The 16,615-nt window shown below is 65.0% G+C and carries 16 protein-coding genes, 1 tRNA gene and 1 pseudogene; 7 read left to right on the top strand and 11 right to left on the bottom strand.

All coding sequences use genetic code 11. The features are described from left to right. The 7 genes and pseudogenes from Q322_RS24535 to Q322_RS0110535 all read right to left on the bottom strand — a co-directional run. Nucleotides 1-701: pseudogene (locus Q322_RS24535) on the bottom strand (IS5 family transposase); the annotation flags it as partial. Between the two features lie 307 nt (nucleotides 702-1,008). Further along, nucleotides 1,009-2,277: a cation:proton antiporter gene (locus Q322_RS0110510; RefSeq protein WP_029477874.1), complete on the bottom strand. Its 1,269-nt coding sequence runs from the start codon at nucleotides 2,275-2,277 to the stop codon at nucleotides 1,009-1,011. 356 nt (nucleotides 2,278-2,633) lie between these two features. Then, nucleotides 2,634-3,995 carry an ArsB/NhaD family transporter gene (locus Q322_RS0110515; RefSeq protein WP_051668438.1) on the bottom strand — a complete coding sequence of 454 codons (1,362 nt, stop codon included), beginning with the start codon at nucleotides 3,993-3,995 and terminating at the stop codon, nucleotides 2,634-2,636. 244 nt (nucleotides 3,996-4,239) lie between these two features. Next, nucleotides 4,240-5,748 (bottom strand): SulP family inorganic anion transporter, encoded by a 1,509-nt coding sequence (locus Q322_RS0110520; protein WP_034418308.1) that lies wholly within the window; start codon nucleotides 5,746-5,748, stop codon nucleotides 4,240-4,242. Nucleotides 5,749-6,322: 574 nt separating this feature from the next. After that, a complete protein-coding gene (locus Q322_RS0110525; protein ID WP_029477877.1) occupies nucleotides 6,323-6,823 on the bottom strand; it encodes a hypothetical protein in 501 nt (166 codons plus the stop codon). Between the two features lie 169 nt (nucleotides 6,824-6,992). Next, nucleotides 6,993-8,288, bottom strand: coding sequence for a S1C family serine protease (locus tag Q322_RS0110530; RefSeq protein ID WP_051668439.1), 1,296 nt, complete (start codon nucleotides 8,286-8,288; stop codon nucleotides 6,993-6,995). A 139-nt stretch (nucleotides 8,289-8,427) separates the two neighbouring features. Then, on the bottom strand, nucleotides 8,428-8,808 hold the full coding sequence (locus Q322_RS0110535) for a hypothetical protein (protein WP_029477879.1): 381 nt from the start codon (nucleotides 8,806-8,808) through the stop codon (nucleotides 8,428-8,430). A 162-nt stretch (nucleotides 8,809-8,970) separates the two neighbouring features. On the opposite strand from Q322_RS0110535, the gene Q322_RS0110540 reads away from it, so the two are divergent. Both Q322_RS0110540 and Q322_RS0110545 read left to right on the top strand, forming a co-directional pair. Then, the gene (locus Q322_RS0110540) at nucleotides 8,971-9,681 is read left to right on the top strand and encodes a S24 family peptidase (protein ID WP_029477880.1); all 711 of its coding nucleotides are present in this window, start codon (nucleotides 8,971-8,973) and stop codon (nucleotides 9,679-9,681) included. A gap of 24 nt (nucleotides 9,682-9,705) precedes the next feature. Further along, nucleotides 9,706-10,158, top strand: coding sequence for a gamma-glutamylcyclotransferase family protein (locus Q322_RS0110545; protein ID WP_029477881.1), 453 nt, complete (start codon nucleotides 9,706-9,708; stop codon nucleotides 10,156-10,158). 202 nt (nucleotides 10,159-10,360) lie between these two features. Here the strand turns inward: Q322_RS0110545 and rpsO are convergent, their stop codons facing one another. Further along, nucleotides 10,361-10,636: a 30S ribosomal protein S15 gene (gene rpsO, locus Q322_RS0110550; protein WP_029477882.1), complete on the bottom strand. Its 276-nt coding sequence runs from the start codon at nucleotides 10,634-10,636 to the stop codon at nucleotides 10,361-10,363. 184 nt (nucleotides 10,637-10,820) lie between these two features. Between rpsO and Q322_RS0110555 the strand changes: the two genes are divergently transcribed. Next, a tRNA-Leu gene (locus tag Q322_RS0110555) sits at nucleotides 10,821-10,904 on the top strand. A gap of 56 nt (nucleotides 10,905-10,960) precedes the next feature. Here Q322_RS0110555 and Q322_RS0110560 read toward each other — a convergent pair. The 3 genes from Q322_RS0110560 to Q322_RS0110570 are packed head-to-tail and all read right to left on the bottom strand — an operon-like array spanning nucleotide 10,961 to nucleotide 12,906. Continuing rightward, nucleotides 10,961-11,467, bottom strand: coding sequence for a GNAT family N-acetyltransferase (locus Q322_RS0110560; RefSeq protein WP_245593216.1), 507 nt, complete (start codon nucleotides 11,465-11,467; stop codon nucleotides 10,961-10,963). A gap of 13 nt (nucleotides 11,468-11,480) precedes the next feature. Beyond that, nucleotides 11,481-12,401, bottom strand: coding sequence for a carbon-nitrogen hydrolase family protein (locus Q322_RS0110565; protein WP_029477884.1), 921 nt, complete (start codon nucleotides 12,399-12,401; stop codon nucleotides 11,481-11,483). 34 nt (nucleotides 12,402-12,435) lie between these two features. Continuing rightward, the gene (locus Q322_RS0110570) at nucleotides 12,436-12,906 is read right to left on the bottom strand and encodes a hypothetical protein (RefSeq protein WP_029477885.1); all 471 of its coding nucleotides are present in this window, start codon (nucleotides 12,904-12,906) and stop codon (nucleotides 12,436-12,438) included. A gap of 93 nt (nucleotides 12,907-12,999) precedes the next feature. Here Q322_RS0110570 and Q322_RS0110575 point away from each other — a divergent pair, with 93 nt between their 5' ends. From Q322_RS0110575 to argB, 4 genes are all read left to right on the top strand, one after another. Further along, nucleotides 13,000-13,605, top strand: a complete 606-nt coding sequence (locus tag Q322_RS0110575) for a 5-formyltetrahydrofolate cyclo-ligase (protein WP_029477886.1) — start codon at nucleotides 13,000-13,002, stop codon at nucleotides 13,603-13,605. 74 nt (nucleotides 13,606-13,679) lie between these two features. Then, nucleotides 13,680-14,297 carry a DinB family protein gene (locus Q322_RS0110580; protein WP_051668440.1) on the top strand — a complete coding sequence of 206 codons (618 nt, stop codon included), beginning with the start codon at nucleotides 13,680-13,682 and terminating at the stop codon, nucleotides 14,295-14,297. A gap of 370 nt (nucleotides 14,298-14,667) precedes the next feature. Continuing rightward, on the top strand, nucleotides 14,668-15,750 hold the full coding sequence (locus tag Q322_RS0110585) for a PilT/PilU family type 4a pilus ATPase (protein ID WP_029477888.1): 1,083 nt from the start codon (nucleotides 14,668-14,670) through the stop codon (nucleotides 15,748-15,750). 90 nt (nucleotides 15,751-15,840) lie between these two features. Further along, a complete protein-coding gene (gene argB, locus Q322_RS0110590) occupies nucleotides 15,841-16,590 on the top strand; it encodes an acetylglutamate kinase (protein ID WP_029477889.1) in 750 nt (249 codons plus the stop codon). Nucleotides 16,591-16,615: the final 25 nt, after the last annotated feature.

Genomic DNA, 16,615 nt, shown 5'->3' on the forward strand with positions numbered 1-16,615 from the left:
TCCCAGTCGCCTAAATCTTGAGAGCCAGGCAAACGAGCGTTCCACCACCCAGCGTTTTGGAAGCAGGATGAAGCCCTTCTCGCCTTCGGGCCGTTTGACCACCACCAACTCCACACCCATCCCGGCGGCATCTGATGCCGCCGCTTCACCGGTGTATCCCTGATCAGCAAACACGACTTCGATAGTTGCCCCAGTTGCTCGCTGTGCTTCCAGACACGCATCATGAATATGAGCGCGATCTTGTTCATTGGCCGGTGAAGCCAGAAAGGTAATGAAATCACCCAGCGTATCCACCATCATGTGAACTTTTGTGCCTTTACACCTCTTTCCACCGTCCCATCCTGCCCGGTGTCCACTCTCCGGGGTACTTCTCAGCGTGCGGCTATCCACGATAGCCGCTGTCGGTTCATCCCCTCTCAGCACATCTTGTCGGACCAAAGCCGGAGATCATGAAGTAATGCCTCAAAACAGCCTCGTTCAAACCACCGCATCACTTGTTCATGGACGATTTTATACGGTGGAAAATCATGGGGTAGGTAGGCCCACGGGCTGCCTGTTTTGGCAATCCACAGCGTGGCATTCAAGACCTCACGAAGTGGATACCTGCGCTGCACAGCGTGTTCCGGCTTTAAGACCAGACAAATCACCATGAAGTGATACAGGTCATCGTCCAGGTCACTGGGGTAGGCGCGGCGCGTCACTCCTTGATTAGGCCCCCAACAGATTCTTGGCTCCACTCTACGAATTCTTGCCGGACAGCCTCTAGAATAAATTTGAGTCTGGTTCAAACATGCCCATCCTCGAGTTCTTTTATGACAAATGCTCTAAACCACCACCCGGCAATTTGCCGCACTTTGCTCAGCGCCGCCTTTGCTGGCCCGCCGGGTGCCACGCGCCTGGGTGGGGACATCAAGAAACCTGTCCTGCCGGGCGAGGGGGCAGCCCCATCAGCCGCTTGTTGGCCCCCGCCGCTTCGCTCGGGGCGGCATCTTCCTGAGATCATTTGCTCTAACGTTCTCCCGCATCACTCGCCCGCGCCGCCAGCCGCCCCACGGTCAGCCCCTGCACAATGATGGAAAAGACCACCACCACATAGGTCATGACCAGAAACAGGTCACGCTCCGGCCCGGCGGGCACGGTGAAGGCCAGCGCCACGCTGATGGCCCCGCGCAGGCCGCCCCAGATCATCAGGCGGCGGGTGTAGGGGCTGAAGTCGCGCCGCTGCCCCAGCACCAGCACCGGCAGGTACACGCTGATGGTGCGGATCAGCAGCACCAGCGGAATGGCGATCAGCCCCAGCAGCAGCGATTGCCCGCTGAAGCGCACCACCACCACCTCCAGCGCCAGCAGCGCGAACAAAAAGATGTTCAGCAGCTCGTCGGCCAGGTGCCAGAAGCCCTCGAAGCGTTCGTGCGACGACAGTCCCTCCGGGCGGCGGTCCTTCAGGGACCCGATCAGCAGCCCGGCGGCGACGGCGGCCAGTGGCGCGGAGACGTGCAGGCCAGCGGCGATGGCGGTGCAGGCCAGCACCACGCTGAGGGTGACCAGCACCTCCACCACAAAGTCGCTGACCGAGCGCAACGCCAGCCACCCCACCCAGCCCAGAAAGAGGCCCAGCGCCAGCCCGCCCAGCGCCTCCTGCGCGAAGAAGAGGGCCACGCCGCCCGCGTTCATGGCGGGTCCGTGGGCCTCGCCGCCTCCGCCACCGGCAGCCGCGATCCCGGCCAACACGGCGAAGGCCACCACGCCCACGCCGTCATTGAACAGCGATTCTCCGGCCACCAGCGTCTCTATTCGCTTGGGCACCCCTGCCTGTTTCAGCATGCCCAGCACCGCCACCGGATCGGTGGGGCTGATCAGCGCGCCGAACAGCAGGCAGTAGATGAACGACACGTTCAACCCGAACAGCCCCAGCAGCGCGTAGGTGCTGCCGCCCACCAGCGCAATCGAGATGGCCGTGGACAGCAGGGCAAAGGTCAGCACTGGCCCGCGCAGCCCCCACAGCGCATGCGAGTTGACGCCCAGCGCCCCGGCAAACAGCAGGAACGACAGCACCCCCTGAAACACGAAATCATTGAACTCGATGCCGCGCACCAGGTTCACGGCCTCGCGCGCGAACGGCACGTCCAGGCTGACCAATCCGAAGATGATCAGGCTCACGCCCAGGCCGCCCACCGTGACGCCAATCGACGCGGGCAACTTCCAGTAGCGGGCATTCACAAAAGCCAGCGCGGCGGTCACGCAGACCAGCAGGGTGGCGAGATCGAGGATTTGCATGGGGGAAGCTCCTGGGGAGGTCTGAGGACGTGAAAGATTCAAGAGTCGGAGGGCTTTTGCTTGTGGTTTCTCCCGCCTGTGGCGGAGGCTGGGACTGGTACAGCTCCGAAGGAGAGGGGGAACCGTGGCAGGTTCCCCGGCCATTCCCCCACCCATCGGGGCCGTTTCACAAACGTAGCTTGGCACGTCCTGCCCGCCTTACCCCCTCTATTCCTGCGGAACATCTCCCCCATAACTCTTGATGCGCGGTAGAAAATTCGTTGTCTTGAACGAGAGTTTTTAGCTCCTCCCCTTCGTGGGGAGGGGGGTGGCGGGCGAAGCGCGCCCTTGTTGCATTCGTCCCGCAGTCCTGTGGCCTACGCCCCCCCGCCGCCCAGTACGAACGCCGCGTAATACAGCCCCAACGCCACCGTGACCGTCACCAGCGCAACGGGGGTGCCGTACCTCATGAACTCCAGGAACCCCATCGGGTGGCCCTCGCGGGCAGCGATGTCCGAGACCACGATATTGGCCGACGCGCCGATCAGGGTCAGGTTGCCGCCCAGGCACGCGCCCAGCGACAGCGCCCACCACAGCGGGTCCATCGTGGGGCCGAGGGTGACCTGCAACTCGCGCAGCACGCTGGCCATGGAAATGGTAAAGGGGATGTTGTCCACAAAGCCGCTGATGATCGCGCTGGAAAAGCCCACCGCCAGGATGCCCGTGCCAATGTTGCCGTCGATGGCACCGGTGAGTCCTGCGGCCACTGTCTGGAACACGCCGACTTCTTCCAGGCCGCCCACCACGATAAACAGGCCCATGAAGAACAGCAGCGTGGTCCACTCCACCTGCTCGAACAGCTCCACCGGGGTCAGGTCCGCGATCAGCATCAGGAAGGTGGAGGTGGTCAGCGCCACCAGCCCGGCCTCCAGCCCAATCGGGTGGCCGACGATAAACAGAAACAGCGTCACGGCGAATACGCCCAGCGCCTGCTTCATCAGCCTGGGGTTGGTCTTGATCGGGGTGGTGTCGGTCAGGGCGGCCCGCAGCCGTTCGCTGTTTCCCGCCCCTGCCAGATCGCCGCGCGCCCGCATCAGCAGGTGCATCAGGCCGATGCCGATAAAGGTGGCCACCGTGGCATACGGCGCGACATTCACCAGAAAGTCCCCGAAGCCCTTGCCCGCCACCGAGCCGATGATGATGTTGGGCGGGTCACCCACCAGCGTGGCGGTGCCGCCGGTGTTGCTGGCCAGGATCACGGCGATCAGGTACGGCATCGGGCGCAACCCCAGCCGCGCCACCACTGTCACCACCACCGGGGCCATGAACAGCACCGTGGTGACATTGTCTAAAAAGGCGCTGAACACGGCGGTCAGAATGGAAAAGATCCACAGCACCCGCGCAGGTTCGCCGCGCGTGACCACCATCGCCCGGCGGGCCACCAGGTCAAAAAATCCGCTGCGGCTCAGCACGTTGACGATGTTCATCATGCCGAATAGCAGGAAGATGGTGTTGAAGTCGATGCTGGCCCACGCCTGCGACGGTGTCAGGATGCCCAGCACCATCACCGCGCAGGCTCCCAGCAGCGCGGCCACCGTGCGGTGAACGTACTTTTCCAACAAGATCATGGCGTAGGTGGCCACGAACAGCGCGATGGCGATGATGGTCAGCGTGCCGGGGGCCAGGTTCAGGCCCAGGCTGGACAGCAGGTTGATGGTCTCGCCGCCCGTTTCATGCACGGCGGATCACCGGAGTGTGCGGAGTGTGGCTGAGAAGATGACTGGGTCTGGCACAACAATCGTTCACGGGGAAACTCCTTTGGGGAGGCGGGAAAAAGAAGACGATGCCTCAAAAACTCGGATGACCTCAAAAAATAAGGAAGAAGTCGCGGCAGCAGACTTCCCCCAATTCGGCGTATGGCCGCCGGAACCTGTGCGCCGAAACAGTTGAGACAGTTGGGTTCGGGGCGCAGGGTTGTAAGCGTCAGTGTATATCAACGCCCGCCGTACCCGGTTTGTCATGTGTAGCGAGGCGGTCCAGCAGGTGCGCCGAGGCCTCGTTCAGGCCCACGACTTCCACCGGGATTCCCAGCGAGCGGAATTTGAGGATCACCTTGTCCAGCGCGCCCACGGCGGACCCGTCCCAGACGTGCGCGGCGCTCATGTCAATCGTGACTTTCTGAGTGGGGTGCGTGAAATCGAACTGATGCACAAAATCGTGCGTGCTGACGAAGAACAGTTGTCCGCCCACCTGATAGGTGCGTCCGTCCGGGCCGTCGCTGTGGGTCACGCCTGACATCTTGGACACCTGCCGCGCGAAGAACAGCGCGCTGAGGACCACGCCCACCAGCACGCCCTTGGACAGGTCATGCGTGACCACGGTGGTCAGCACGGTGGCGATCATCACGATGGTCTCGCCCCTGGGGAACACGGTCAGCGTCCGCAGGCTGTTCCAGTCGAAGGTGCTCACGCTGACCACGATCATCATCGCCACCAGGGCGGCCATAGGAATCTGCACCAGCAGCGGCTGCAAGACCAGGATCAGCATCAGCAAAAAGGCCCCGGCGACAAAGGTGGACAGCCGACCGCGTCCGCCGTTGCTCACATTGATCATGCTCTGGCCGATCATGGCGCACCCGGCCATGCCGCCAAAAAAGCCGGTGACGATGTTCGCCACGCCCTGCCCGCGCGACTCGGTGTTCTTGTTGCTGGTGGTGTCGGTGCGCTCGTCGACCAGTTGGGCGGTCAGCAGGCTCTCGATCAGTCCCACCAGACACAGCGTCAGCGCCACCGGAAAGATGATCTCCAGCGTCTCCAGCGTTAGCGGTACCTTCGGGAAGTGCAGGGGTGGCAGTGCGCCGGGCAGCGCGCCCATGTCGCCCACCGTCTTCACGTCCACGTTGCCGAAGATCGCCACCACGGTCAGCACCACGATGGCGACCAGGGCGCTGGGAACCGCCCGGAACACGCGCGGCAGCAGGTAAATAATGGCCAGCCCGGCGGCCACCATCGCGTACATGGGCCAGCCCTCGCCCACAAACTGCGGGAGCTGCGCCGAGAAGATCAGGATCGCCAGCGCGTTCACGAAGCCCACCATGACCGGGCGCGGAATGAATTTCAGGTAGCGGGCCAGCCGCGCCCAGCCGAACACGATCTGAAGCAGCCCGGTCAGGATGGTGGCCGCGAACAGATATTCCAGCCCGTAATTCTTGACGATGCCCACCATCAGCAGCGCCATTGCCCCGGTGGCCGCGCTGATCATGGCCGGGCGGCCTCCGATAAAGGCAATGACCATCGCGATGATGAACGAGGCGTACAGGCCGACCTTGGGATCGACGCCGGCGATGATCGAGAAGGCAATCGCCTCCGGGATCAGCGCCAGCGCCACCACGATGCCCGCCAGCACGTCGCCGCGCGGATTCTGGAACCACTCGCGCAGGTAGGCCTGGAAGTCGAAGCCTGGCTTGGAAGAAACTTTGGGAAGAACAGTCAAATTGAACCTCTTGAAGCGTGCGCCAGCGCCCAGGAAGCACGGGGCAGGCACGGACGGCGGCGAAAAGAAACTATGCGGTTATCGTCAGGGGGCAACGGTTGGATCTGCCAACGCGCCAGCCTGCGGCGTCCAGAAGTATGCCGGACGGCGGGGGCTGGCCGCAAGGTTCTGGATCACGGTAGAGGAGAGGTGGGCCGATGGGAACAGCCCTCTTGGCCGTGTGGTGAAAGGTGTGTTGCCACGGTTTGACCCCTCCGGCGCTCCGCGCCAGCTCCCCTTAAAAGGGAGGCAGGTGTCGCGCAATCGCTTGAGGGGTTATACGGATTCCGTTTGTTTCGTGCATGAATCGGGACAGCGCCGATTCATCCATTCCACGTCCGGAACCCGTTTTTCTCCCGCTCGCTCCCCTCGGATTTCCAGGTGTTTCCAACACCTTCCAATCGGAGTCCATATAAAACCGCAGACAGCCAACCCAAAAACCGCCCGACAACCTCCTTCGCCATCCAAACCAGGAGCCGCGCCCCACCCTCACCCGCTGCGGGCAAGATGTGGGACGCGGCAAAGGGCCTCCGGTTTAAGCGGCGGGCTGTTCCTGGTTCCCGCCCTCCGCCTCGGCATTGCGGCGGCCCCGGCCCGGGCGTTCGGCGGGTGCAGCCTCGGCTTCCTGGGCCTGGGGGGAAGCGGCCGCTGCTGCCGGAGCCGCCCCAATCCGCGCCAGCGTGTCGCCGAAGGCTTTCAGCGCGTCGCCGCCTTCCAGCTCGGCCACCGCGCGGGCGTTCAGCGCCCCCAGTTCCTCGCGGGTCACGGCGTATTCGGGGGCGTCGTGGCCCTTGAGACCCTGCAAAACGCGGTAGGCGGTGGCGGCCTCGATCTTGGCTCCCTTCCCCGTGGTGACGCCCGCATCGCTGAGCATCTCCGCGCCGATCAGGGTGATGCTTTCATTGCTGATCAGGGTCACGCGGTCACCGCGTTCTTCCATGTGGGCGGCCAGTTGCAACAGCCCCCGCAGGTCCAGCATCTGGTGGAAGAGGTCGAGGTGGGACAGCATCGCACCTGCTTTCTTGAGGGTATCCATAAGGGTATTATTCTGTTTTAAGCGTAAATGTCAAGGGGTATTTTTGAAATGCTGTGTCAAGCAGTTGTACGGGCCTGTCTGGAACAGCAACAACTGACTCCAGAAGACCGCGCAGAGGAGACCGCGCAGAGGCGGAATGGGGCCTGCTGCGCCGATGGAGCAAGGAGGCTCAGTTGACTTGGCTCCTGCCAATTAATTTCAGCGGGATTTTGAGGGTCTGTGGGCCGCGCAGGACCGTCAAGGTGACGGTGTCACCCGGCACATAAGACCGCACTGCGTACTGAAAGTCGCTGAAATTCAGGATGCGCTTGCCATTGACCTCAGTGACGATATCGCCGGAGATGCGTTCGTAATCTCCGTTCAGGACCAGGGGTTTGAGACCTGCCTTTGCAGCAGGGCTGCCCTGCGAAACACCGCTGAAAAATGCGCCGGGAACGTTACCCAGTTTCAGGATTCTGCTGAAGTATTCAAAGCCATCCTCATCCAGCATAAAGGCCCAATTGTAGCGGTTGTCTAGGCTAATTCCGATGATCGGGGCGTCGCGCTTGACGCCCGCGCGAAGGTCTGCCAGACGGGTGTCATTGGCGACGACTGGGACGGCGAACGACGCCGAATCCTGATCACGGAGACTGACGTAACTGACGATGCCAGTCAATTCTCCCCTGGTATTTAAAATCGGTCCGCCGCTGTCGCCAGGGATCAACGGCGCGTTCATTTTCAGGGTGCCGGGCGGGAAATCCGCGCGGCCGGCGTCGGCATCCAGACCCGTCAGGCGGCCTACCTTGGATTCTAGGAAGCCACCACCACCGTTGCCTATCGCCAGCACCGCGTCGCCCACGCCGGGGCGGGAAATTGCCAGAGGCAGGAACGGCGTCCCTTTGGGGACAGCTACCCGCAGCAGCGCCAGATCATACTGATCGTCGTAACCCACGACTTCCACCGCGTAACGCTTCTTATCTGCCCTCTGCGCGCTCAGATTCTTGGCCCCCTCCACCACATGGTAGGCGGTCAGCGCCAGTCCGTCCGCCGAGATCAGCACGGCGGAACCAATACCGTCCGGGTCATCGCAGGCCCCCGGTTTGTTCAGGTCACATTGCTCGATCCGCAGGCTGGCTGGCCGCACTTTGTTGAACAGGGCCTTGAGGGTCTGCTTCTCGGCGTCGGTCAGAGGTGTGGGCGTATTGGTGGGGCTACTCTGGGCCGGTTTCTGGGCCGGCTTCTGAGCGGGTTTCTGAGCCAGCAGCGGCGCGCCCAGAAATGCCTGTGGGGCCGGGGAGTCCGGCAGCACGGGCGTCAGCACTTGCCCGATGGGACTGGCATCCGGTCCCCGGTATTTCACGCCCTGCGCGCCCGCGCCGGACAGACTCAAGCCACTCAGCAGCAGGCCACTCAGCAGCAGGGAACGAAGTTTGGAGTCCCGGCCCCGGACATCCCGGCGCGGGAGACGGTCAGTCTCGGCGGTCATGGTTCATTGTGGGTGTGCCGGGGCGGGGGGTCTGTGGTAGGACTTTCCATTCCAGCGTGTTTGACAGATCAACGGTCAGATCGCCTACCGTCTGTGGGGGTAGGAGGGGGGAACGCCTCTCTCTACCCCTATTTGCCGCTCAGATCTGTTCACGCCCGTCCCTCTTGTCCGGCGCAGATTCCGGAGCGAACAGGGTGGGGGAGGGGGACAGGCCCAGGCGACGTTCGATCACCGCGCCCAGGCGGGCCAGGATGCCGGGGCCGCTCCAGCCGGTCACGCAGGCAGCGGCCAGCAGCAGGGCCGGGGCGGGATCGGGGCGCAGGGTCACGGTCATCAGGGCCGCCACCGTCAGCGCGGCGATTCCGGCGGCCACCGCCAGCGCCGCCGTCGCACGGGCGCGCGGCGTCTCATCCTGGCCCAGCAGCCGGGCCAGTTGCGTGATGCTGCCCGCCGCGAAGGCGGCTCCCAGCAGCGGGGCCAGGATCAGCAGGGAGGCGGGAATGGCAGAGCTGTCGGGCATGATGACCTCCGGTGGTGCGGCTGGTGTGGGAGCGGCTATGGACGAAAGCGAGCGCCCGATTCTGCTGGGGGCGTATCCAGGCTCAGAGTGTAATATGTCCTGAGACATAATAGAAGTGATCTGGATTCCAGTTGCACGTCGGTGGGTCATTAGACTCGGGGCATGAACGACGGATTTCCCTCACTCGAACTGGCGGCCTGGCTCGGGGTGCGGCGCGCGCGGCTGAATTTGCAGCAGGGGCAGGTCAGCGTCCGCACGCTGGAATACGGCGGGCAGGCCGGGCGCGTGACGCAGCCGTACCTGAGCCGTCTGGAACGCGGCACCCGCCTGCTGGAGGCGCTGACCCCCGCCCGTCAGGACGCCCTGCGCCGCGCGCTGGAAATTCCGGCGGGCGAGTGGGTGGCCCGCACCGGCCTGCCGCTCCTGACCCCCGCCCCCGGCGACGACGCCCTGGAGGTGCTGGAGCTGGTGCGCGTGCCGGTGCGCGCGCTGGCGAGTGCCGGGCTGCCCGTGACCGAGGACTTCGCCAGCGTCATCGATCACGAGCTGGTGCCCGTGAGAGACCACCGCCCCGGCATGCTGGTCCTGGAGGTGGGCGGCGAGTCCATGACCACCTCCAGCGGCGGCATCCGCCCCGGTGACCGCATCTACGTCGATCCCGGCGATCTGGACCTGCGCGAGGGGCTGGTTTACGTGCTGCACGTCTCTGGCCTGGGATTGACTGTCAAACGCCTGCGCCGTTACGGTGGTGGCCGCGATGGGGGGGCCATGTGGCTGACCAGCGACAACCCCGATCACCCGCCCGTTAAGCCGGAGGAGGTGACGGTGGTGGGCCGCGTCTACTTTCACCAGCCGCGCGGCGTGCGGCTGTAGCGCCTGAGCGTTACAGTTCTCCCTGTGTCCGAGCCGCCCACCACCACCGTCTTCGTCTACGGCACCCTGATGCCCGGCGAGCGCAACGCCCACATTGCTGCGCTGGGCGGCACCTTCAGCGCCCGGCCCGCCCGCCTGCCCGGCCACCGCCTGCTCCACCTGTGGCCGGAGGCGTATCCCGCTGTGGTTCGGGGCGATGGGGGAGAGGTCGTGCGCGGATTCGCCCTGACCTACGCGCCCGCCGACTGGCCGGTGGCCCTGCCCTTTCTGGACGAGCTGGAGGGCACCGATGAGACCCCGCCCCTCTACACCCGCGAAGCCGTCGCCCTGACGCTGGATGACGCACAGCATGTGTCAGCCTGGGTGTATCTTTACGCCCTGACCGAGCGCCTGAATCGTCCCGGCGTCATTTCCGTGCCGGGCGGCGACTGGACAGCCATCCCGGACCGCAGCCGCACGGATGAGAGTGACCGCTAGTTGATCTGATCGAGGCTTTTGCCCCTCGCCCCGTATGGGAGCGGGAGGAGCGCAGCCACGGAAGAGTGAAGGGGCCACCGGGTGGGCCGCCACCGAACGCAAGGTCAAGGTGTCCGGAACTCGTTTTGACCCCATATGACATCCGAACCCACGAAAAACCGCCGCCCCAATTTTCGGGCGACGGCTCCATACACAGTTGGATTCAGCGGACGATGCGCTGACCACGGCGGATCTTGAGCTGATCGGTCAGGGCGATGTACTCGTCGTAATTGGTGCGCTCCAGGTACTTGAGCAGACGACGGCGCTGGCCGTTCATCAGTTGCAGTCCGCGCTGGCCGTGCTTGTCCTTCTTGTTCTCGGCCAGGTGCGCGCCCAAGTTGTTGATGCGGGCGCTCAGCAGGGCCACCTGAACGGCAGTGCTGCCGGTGTCCTTGTCGCTCTTGGCGTGGGCGGTAATGGTGGCTTTCTTGTCGATCATGTTTATACCTCTTCCTGTTTTTTTAAAGTCCCGCGCGCAGCAGCCCTGGCAAAATCCACTCCGTTTGCGGGGAATGGGCCGGAACCGTTCGCGGCGGCAAAACGGAAGATACCATAGCCAGCTCTGCTCCGAGTTGACATGGGCAGAGGCCGCCCCTAATATTGCGTTGCCTCTCTTTACGTGTGCTCGGGTGGCGGAATTGGTAGACGCGCACGCTTGAGGTGCGTGTAGCTTAGCTGTGTGGGTTCAAGTCCCATCCCGAGCACCAGCTTTAAAGTCAGCGCCGGACTCTCTTTGGGGGTTCGGCGCTGACTTTTTGCCGCATCAGGACATTGACTGGTCCAGCAGCAGACAGAGGTGATGCTCGGCCAGGATGCGCCCCGCCCCATTCCGCACGGCGTCGGGCTGTGTGCCCCAGACCCGGAAGCCGTGGCGCTCGTACAGGCGGCGCGCGGCGGTCTGGGTTTCGGTCACGGACAGGTGGACAGAGGTCACGCCGTCCCAGCCCCGCGCGTGGGCCAGGGCCGCCCGCATCAGCGCGTCGCCGCAGCCCTGAGAACGTGCCTGGGGTGAGACGGAGACACCAAAAATATTTGCTCTGTGTTTCAATCTGGGCCGTTCCTCGCGCCCCAGGCTCAGCAGACCCATCAGTTCGTTGCCCACGAAAGCGCCGAAAGCTATGAATGTCTGGCGCGGCGCGATCTGCGTGGCAACCGATTCCGCCGTCCTGACCTCAAACTCGGCGGCGGTGGTGATAAAGGCGTCTGGATCGTGATGCAGCGCCGCCAGCCTTACCTCCCGGTAAGCAGCGGCGTCCTCTGCGGTCAGCACTCGGACCCTTGGCTCAGACACCGACGCTGGCCCCCAGGATCACGGCTTCGGCGGGGGTGGACCGCTCCTCAGCCGCCACCCGGTCGCGCCAGTTCAGCACATGGCCGCCCACGCGCACGTCGCGAATAAGGCTCAGATCGAGGTCATGGATCAGCCAGCCGGACTCGTTCCAGCCGCCCTCGGCCACGATGCCGTCTTCGGGAAGGGCACCATCGGCGGGGGCGTAGATGGCGGCGCGGCCCACGGCATCCTCCAGGGCGCAGGTCCACGGCGCGTCGGCGAGCAGCGGGGCGTGGACCGCGTAACACTGGCCCTCCAGGGCGCGGGCCATGCCCCCCACCCGCACGCGGGTAAATCCGGCGCGGCTGCCGGTAAAGGACGGCACCAGCAGCACTTCCGCGCCGCCCTCGGCCATCTGGCGGGCTGGGGCAGGAAATTCGCTGTCATAGCAGGTGGCGACGCCAAAGCGCAGGCTCTCGCCGCCGCGCAGCCCTAATGAGAAGACGCGCACGCCCTCGCCAGAAGAGATCTGCCATTCCTCGGCCTCAAAACGGGTTATCAAGAGCTTGTCCTGCCAGGCGTGGGTGCCGTCGGGAGCGAAAACGTGGGCGCGGTTGACAAAGCCTCCAGCGTGTTCAACTGGAAAGCTGCCCGCCACGATGCACACGCCATGCTGCTGCGCCAGCCGGGCGTGCAGGCCTAGAAAGTCCGGCAAGAACGTCTGAAGCGCGGGGCGCATCCCCAGCACGTCATGGCGCAACTCCGGCGGCAGAAGTGCCACCAGTTCCAGCGCCGCATATTCGGGAAAGACCAGCAGCTCCGCGCCCGCGCCCGCCGCCTCGGCCACCCAGGCGCTGATCTTGGCCCCGTAGGCCGCCCGGTCGGGCAGGAAGTCCACCCCGTAAGCCGCTGCCGCCACCCGCACCACTGTCATGGGCAGAGTTTAACCGGACGCAGGATCTCGTCCCTCAGTGCACGCTGTCCCATTCCTCGATAAAGCCGTCCAGCAGCTCGTCCAGGTTGTCGGCGGCCTGATCGGCTCCGCTGCCCGCTTCGATGGAACCAAAGAACGAGTCGTGCCAGAGGGTCACGTCAGTGTATGTGTCACTGGTGTTCAACCAGCCGTCCAGGGCGCAGACGAAGGCCGTGCCCGACTTGGTGGTGGTGAACTCGAAATACAGGTTGAGCTGCGTCCTGCCGCTCACGCCGTTTTCGACCTCACAGTTCTCGGTGGCCTGGATTCCGGCCCGGTCCAGGGCGTCTTCAAGGCGGCCCAGCAGCTTGCCCAGCACCCCGTCGTCTTGCTGGCCCTGCTCCTCGAAGCTTCCGGTGACGCAGACCGTCTTGAACGCTTTGAGGTTGGGGGCCTGATGGTTCGCCAGCGCCCCGCCGGATACGGCGAGACACAGCGCAGCAACGGACAGCAGCGGTCTTTTCATGCAAACCTCCACGGACATCTGCTCAGCTTACGTCGCGGGGGGGCGGGCGGCTCTTCGCCCCCCTCGGGGCTATGGAGCTACCCTGCAAGCTGTATGGACGGCCCCCCCACGCCCGGCGCGTACCGCGAACACCTGTGGACGGCCCTGATGCGCGCGCGGGCCTGTGCCTACCCGCTGCCGCCCCACGGCCATCATCCCAATTTTACCCGCGCCCGGCAGGCGGCGCGTCACCTGCTGGCGCATCCCCAGGTCACGGGGCTGCGTGCCATGATCGTCGGCCCGGACCGCGTGCTGGCCCCGCTGCGAAAGCTGGCGCTGGAGGCGGGCGTCACGCTGTACGTGCCCAACCAGAAGAAGGTGGCCCTGCCCGGGCAGGTCTGGTACTGGCGGCTGACGGACCCGGCGGGCGCACGCCTGAGCGCCATGCCGAGGGTGGGCGAGCCGGTGCTGTCCGTGCCAGGCAGATCGGGTCTGGAAGACGCGCGGGCCGCCGTCCTGGGCAGCGTGGCGGTAGGCAAAGACGGCGCAAGACTGGGCAAGGGCTTTGGCTGGGCGGCGCGCGGGCTGGGCCTGGGGCTGCCTGAACTTACTCTGGCCCACCCGTTGATGATGGCTGCCACGTTGCCCTGCTCCGCCGACTCGCGTGTGGCGCTGATCGGGACGCCGGACGGGGTGCTGGAGCCTTCAGCAGGGCTCTGATCCAGCCTGCAAACCTTCAGGCTCTCAGAGCACCCGACGGGAACTGCCCTGGCCCTGGCCTCGTACACTGCACCATGACCAAGTCAAGCAGCAGCAAGACCCTCGTTCCGGCGCTGATCACGGTGGCCGGGGTGGGGCTGGCCGCCGGGGCCGCGTACCTGGCCCGCCAGCGCAAGGGAGAAGTCAAGGAATTCGTGGTGTCGCGTGTGCTGGAGGCCCCCGCCGGGCGCAGCAGCTACACCGATCTGGGTCAGGGCCTGGAGCGCGGCGGCATCGCGCTGGCCGGACGCGCCGCGCGGGCCGCCGACACCCCCGCCAACTGCGAGGTGCTGTCTCATATCATCGGCATCGAGCGCTGGGGCCAGAACCGCCTGCGGGTGGCGCTCGGACGGCGGCTGTACGAATCCGACGACTACCAGTCGTACCGCCCCGCGCCGCAAACGGGGCTGGCCGAGCTGCGAAACCTGCTGTCCCAGACCCGCTCCGGCACCGTCGATCTGGCCCGTCAACTGCATGCCAACCCGCCGGAGGACGGCGCAACCGTGGGTCACAACGGCCTGGGACCGTTGACCGCCAAGGCGTGGCTGCGTTACCTGACCCAGCACGCGGACCTGGAAAGCCGTCGCCTGCGCGGCGAGAAGGAGGGGGGCCGCGCCGCAGAGGAGGTCATGCCGGAATCCGCGCCCTCCTGAATTCGAGGCGGCCCGGCTGCCCTGAGTGTGAAATGCCGGGCGGCGTGGACGGCGCAGCGATCCTGCCACAGTCTCGGCACCATCCTGGAGTGAGACACCTTCAGAACAGATGTGGACAGACCGCACGGGACAGCCGATTCAAAATGAGACCACGCCTCTGAAACCCGGTCTGTGCCCATTCCGGCCCTCCCCACTTGAAATGACCTGCGCCGTGCGGGAAAGGTGGAGACACCGGAAGTCCGGTCCAGGACAGCCTTTCCTCCAGGCCTCCAATTCCGGCATGAGGTGCGCTTCCCCTGACTGAAGGTGGGATCAGGCCGCTGAGGCACACAGAAAACTGTAAGACCCACGCGCCTAAGCTGACGCTCAGATGAGTGTTCTCAATAGCATATTGACGGCCATCGTGCACGACCGGGCCAGCGACATTCACCTGCGGGCGGGCAGCACCCCGGCGGGGCGGGTCAACGGCGAGATCAAGCGTTACGGCGAGGCCCGCCTGACCCCTGAACACGTCGCCGACTTCGCGCGCGAGATGATGTCGGGGGTCATGTGGGAGGGCTTTCAGGAGCGCCGCGAGGCCGATTTCGCTTACGGGATCGCCGGGCTGGCGCGCTTCCGGGTCAACGCCTACTACCAGCGCGGCACGGTAGGACTGATCATGCGCGTGATCGAGGACAAACCCATTCCCACCTTTGAGGAACTGGGGTTGCCGCAGGAAACCTTCACCGAGCTGACCCAGCACGAGCGCGGTCTGGTGCTGATCACCGGCCCCACCGGATCGGGCAAGACCACCACGCTGGCGAGCATGATCGATCACATCAACGCCACCCAGCCGGTGAACATCGTGACCCTGGAAGATCCCATCGAGGTGCTGCACCGGGACCGCGCGGCCATGATCAGCCAGCGAGAACTGGGCATGGACACCCTGAGCTTCTCGGCGGGCCTGCGCGCCAGCATGCGGCAGGACCCCGACGTGATCCTGATCGGCGAGATGCGCGACAAGGAGACGGTGGAAGCGGCCCTGAGCGCCGCGCAGACCGGGCACCTGGTCTTCAGCACGCTGCACACCCAGGATGCCATTCGCACCGTCAACCGCATCATCGACTTCTTCGCGCCGCACGAGCGCCTTCAGGTGCGCCAGAGCCTGTCGGAGAGCGTGGTGGGCATTGTCAGCCAGCGTCTGCTGCCGCGCCTGGGCGGGGGCCGCGTGCTGGGGATGGAAATTTTGCTGGGCACGCCCACCGTGCGCGAGTGCATCAAGGACCCCGAACGCACCGAGGAGATCAAGCAGGCCCTGCTGGAAGGCAGCGCGCGCGGCATGCACACCTTCGATCAGCACCTGGCCACGCTGGTGCAGGGCGGCCACATGACCGCCGAGGACGCCATGGCCTCGGCCACCAGCCCGCACGAACTGAAGATTCTGCTGATGGGCCACCAGTTCGTGAAGCTCTGATGGTCCAGACTTTTGAAGGTCTGAATGCAAAAGGAACGGCCATCTCTGGCGGTGAGACGGACCCCACGGGGTCACCCTACACTCTGTCCCATGATCATCAAGTACGGCGGCAACGCCATGAAGAGTCCCGAACTGCGCCGGGTGGTGGCCGCCGAGATCGCGGCCCTGCGCGGCGAATATCTGCCGGTGGTGGTCCACGGCGGTGGCCCCTTTATCGAGCGGGAGCTGACGGCGCGCGGCCTGAGCAGCGAATTCAGGGGCGGCCTGCGCGTCACACCGCCCGAACTGATGGACGTGGTGGAAATGGCGCTGTGCATGCTGAACAAGCGCCTGAGTCAGGAGGTGGGGGGGGCCGTGGGCCTGATGGGCCGTGACAGCGACTTGCTGCGCGCTGAAGTCCTCGATCCCGCCCTGGGCCGGGTGGGGCGCGTAACAAAGGTCAATGCCGAGCTGTTGCGAACCCTGCTGGGAGCCGGAATTACTCCCGTGCTGGGCTGCGTCGCTGTCGGCCCGGATGGCGAGGCCCTGAACATCAACGCTGACACCGCTGCCGGGGCAGTGGCCGGGGCGCTGGGCCAGGGCGTCGTGTTCCTGACCGATGTGGACGGGGTTTACCGCGCCTACCCCGATCCAGACAGTCTGGCCCCACATCTGGCCCGCGCCGAGGTCGAGGAAGGGGTGGCGACAGGCTGGATCGCCGGGGGCATGATTCCCAAGGTCCGCGCCGCGCTGGACGCCCTGGAACGCGGCGCACCGTTCGCCACCATTGCCAGCGGCATGACGGCGGGGGTGCTGGCTGCGGCGGTGTGGGGCGAGGTGGGGACCCGAATCACGCCCTGACTTCAAACCTGTTACAGGTCTCTCT

The organism is Deinococcus frigens DSM 12807 (assembly GCF_000701425.1).
Lineage (GTDB): Bacteria > Deinococcota > Deinococci > Deinococcales > Deinococcaceae > Deinococcus > Deinococcus frigens.

Coding starts and splice junctions, on each gene's coding strand:
- Q322_RS0110510 (WP_029477874.1), bottom strand. CDS start 2,277: ATGCAAATCCTCGATCTCGCCACCCTGCTGGTCTGCGTGACCGCCGCG.
- Q322_RS0110570 (WP_029477885.1), bottom strand. CDS start 12,906: ATGAAAAGACCGCTGCTGTCCGTTGCTGCGCTGTGTCTCGCCGTATCC.
- argB (WP_029477889.1), top strand. CDS start 15,841: ATGATCATCAAGTACGGCGGCAACGCCATGAAGAGTCCCGAACTGCGC.
- Q322_RS0110525 (WP_029477877.1), bottom strand. CDS start 6,823: ATGGATACCCTCAAGAAAGCAGGTGCGATGCTGTCCCACCTCGACCTC.
- Q322_RS0110530 (WP_051668439.1), bottom strand. CDS start 8,288: ATGACCGCCGAGACTGACCGTCTCCCGCGCCGGGATGTCCGGGGCCGG.
- Q322_RS0110535 (WP_029477879.1), bottom strand. CDS start 8,808: ATGCCCGACAGCTCTGCCATTCCCGCCTCCCTGCTGATCCTGGCCCCG.
- Q322_RS0110540 (WP_029477880.1), top strand. CDS start 8,971: ATGAACGACGGATTTCCCTCACTCGAACTGGCGGCCTGGCTCGGGGTG.
- Q322_RS0110565 (WP_029477884.1), bottom strand. CDS start 12,401: ATGACAGTGGTGCGGGTGGCGGCAGCGGCTTACGGGGTGGACTTCCTG.
- rpsO (WP_029477882.1), bottom strand. CDS start 10,636: ATGATCGACAAGAAAGCCACCATTACCGCCCACGCCAAGAGCGACAAG.
- Q322_RS0110580 (WP_051668440.1), top strand. CDS start 13,680: ATGACCAAGTCAAGCAGCAGCAAGACCCTCGTTCCGGCGCTGATCACG.
- Q322_RS0110575 (WP_029477886.1), top strand. CDS start 13,000: ATGGACGGCCCCCCCACGCCCGGCGCGTACCGCGAACACCTGTGGACG.
- Q322_RS0110585 (WP_029477888.1), top strand. CDS start 14,668: ATGAGTGTTCTCAATAGCATATTGACGGCCATCGTGCACGACCGGGCC.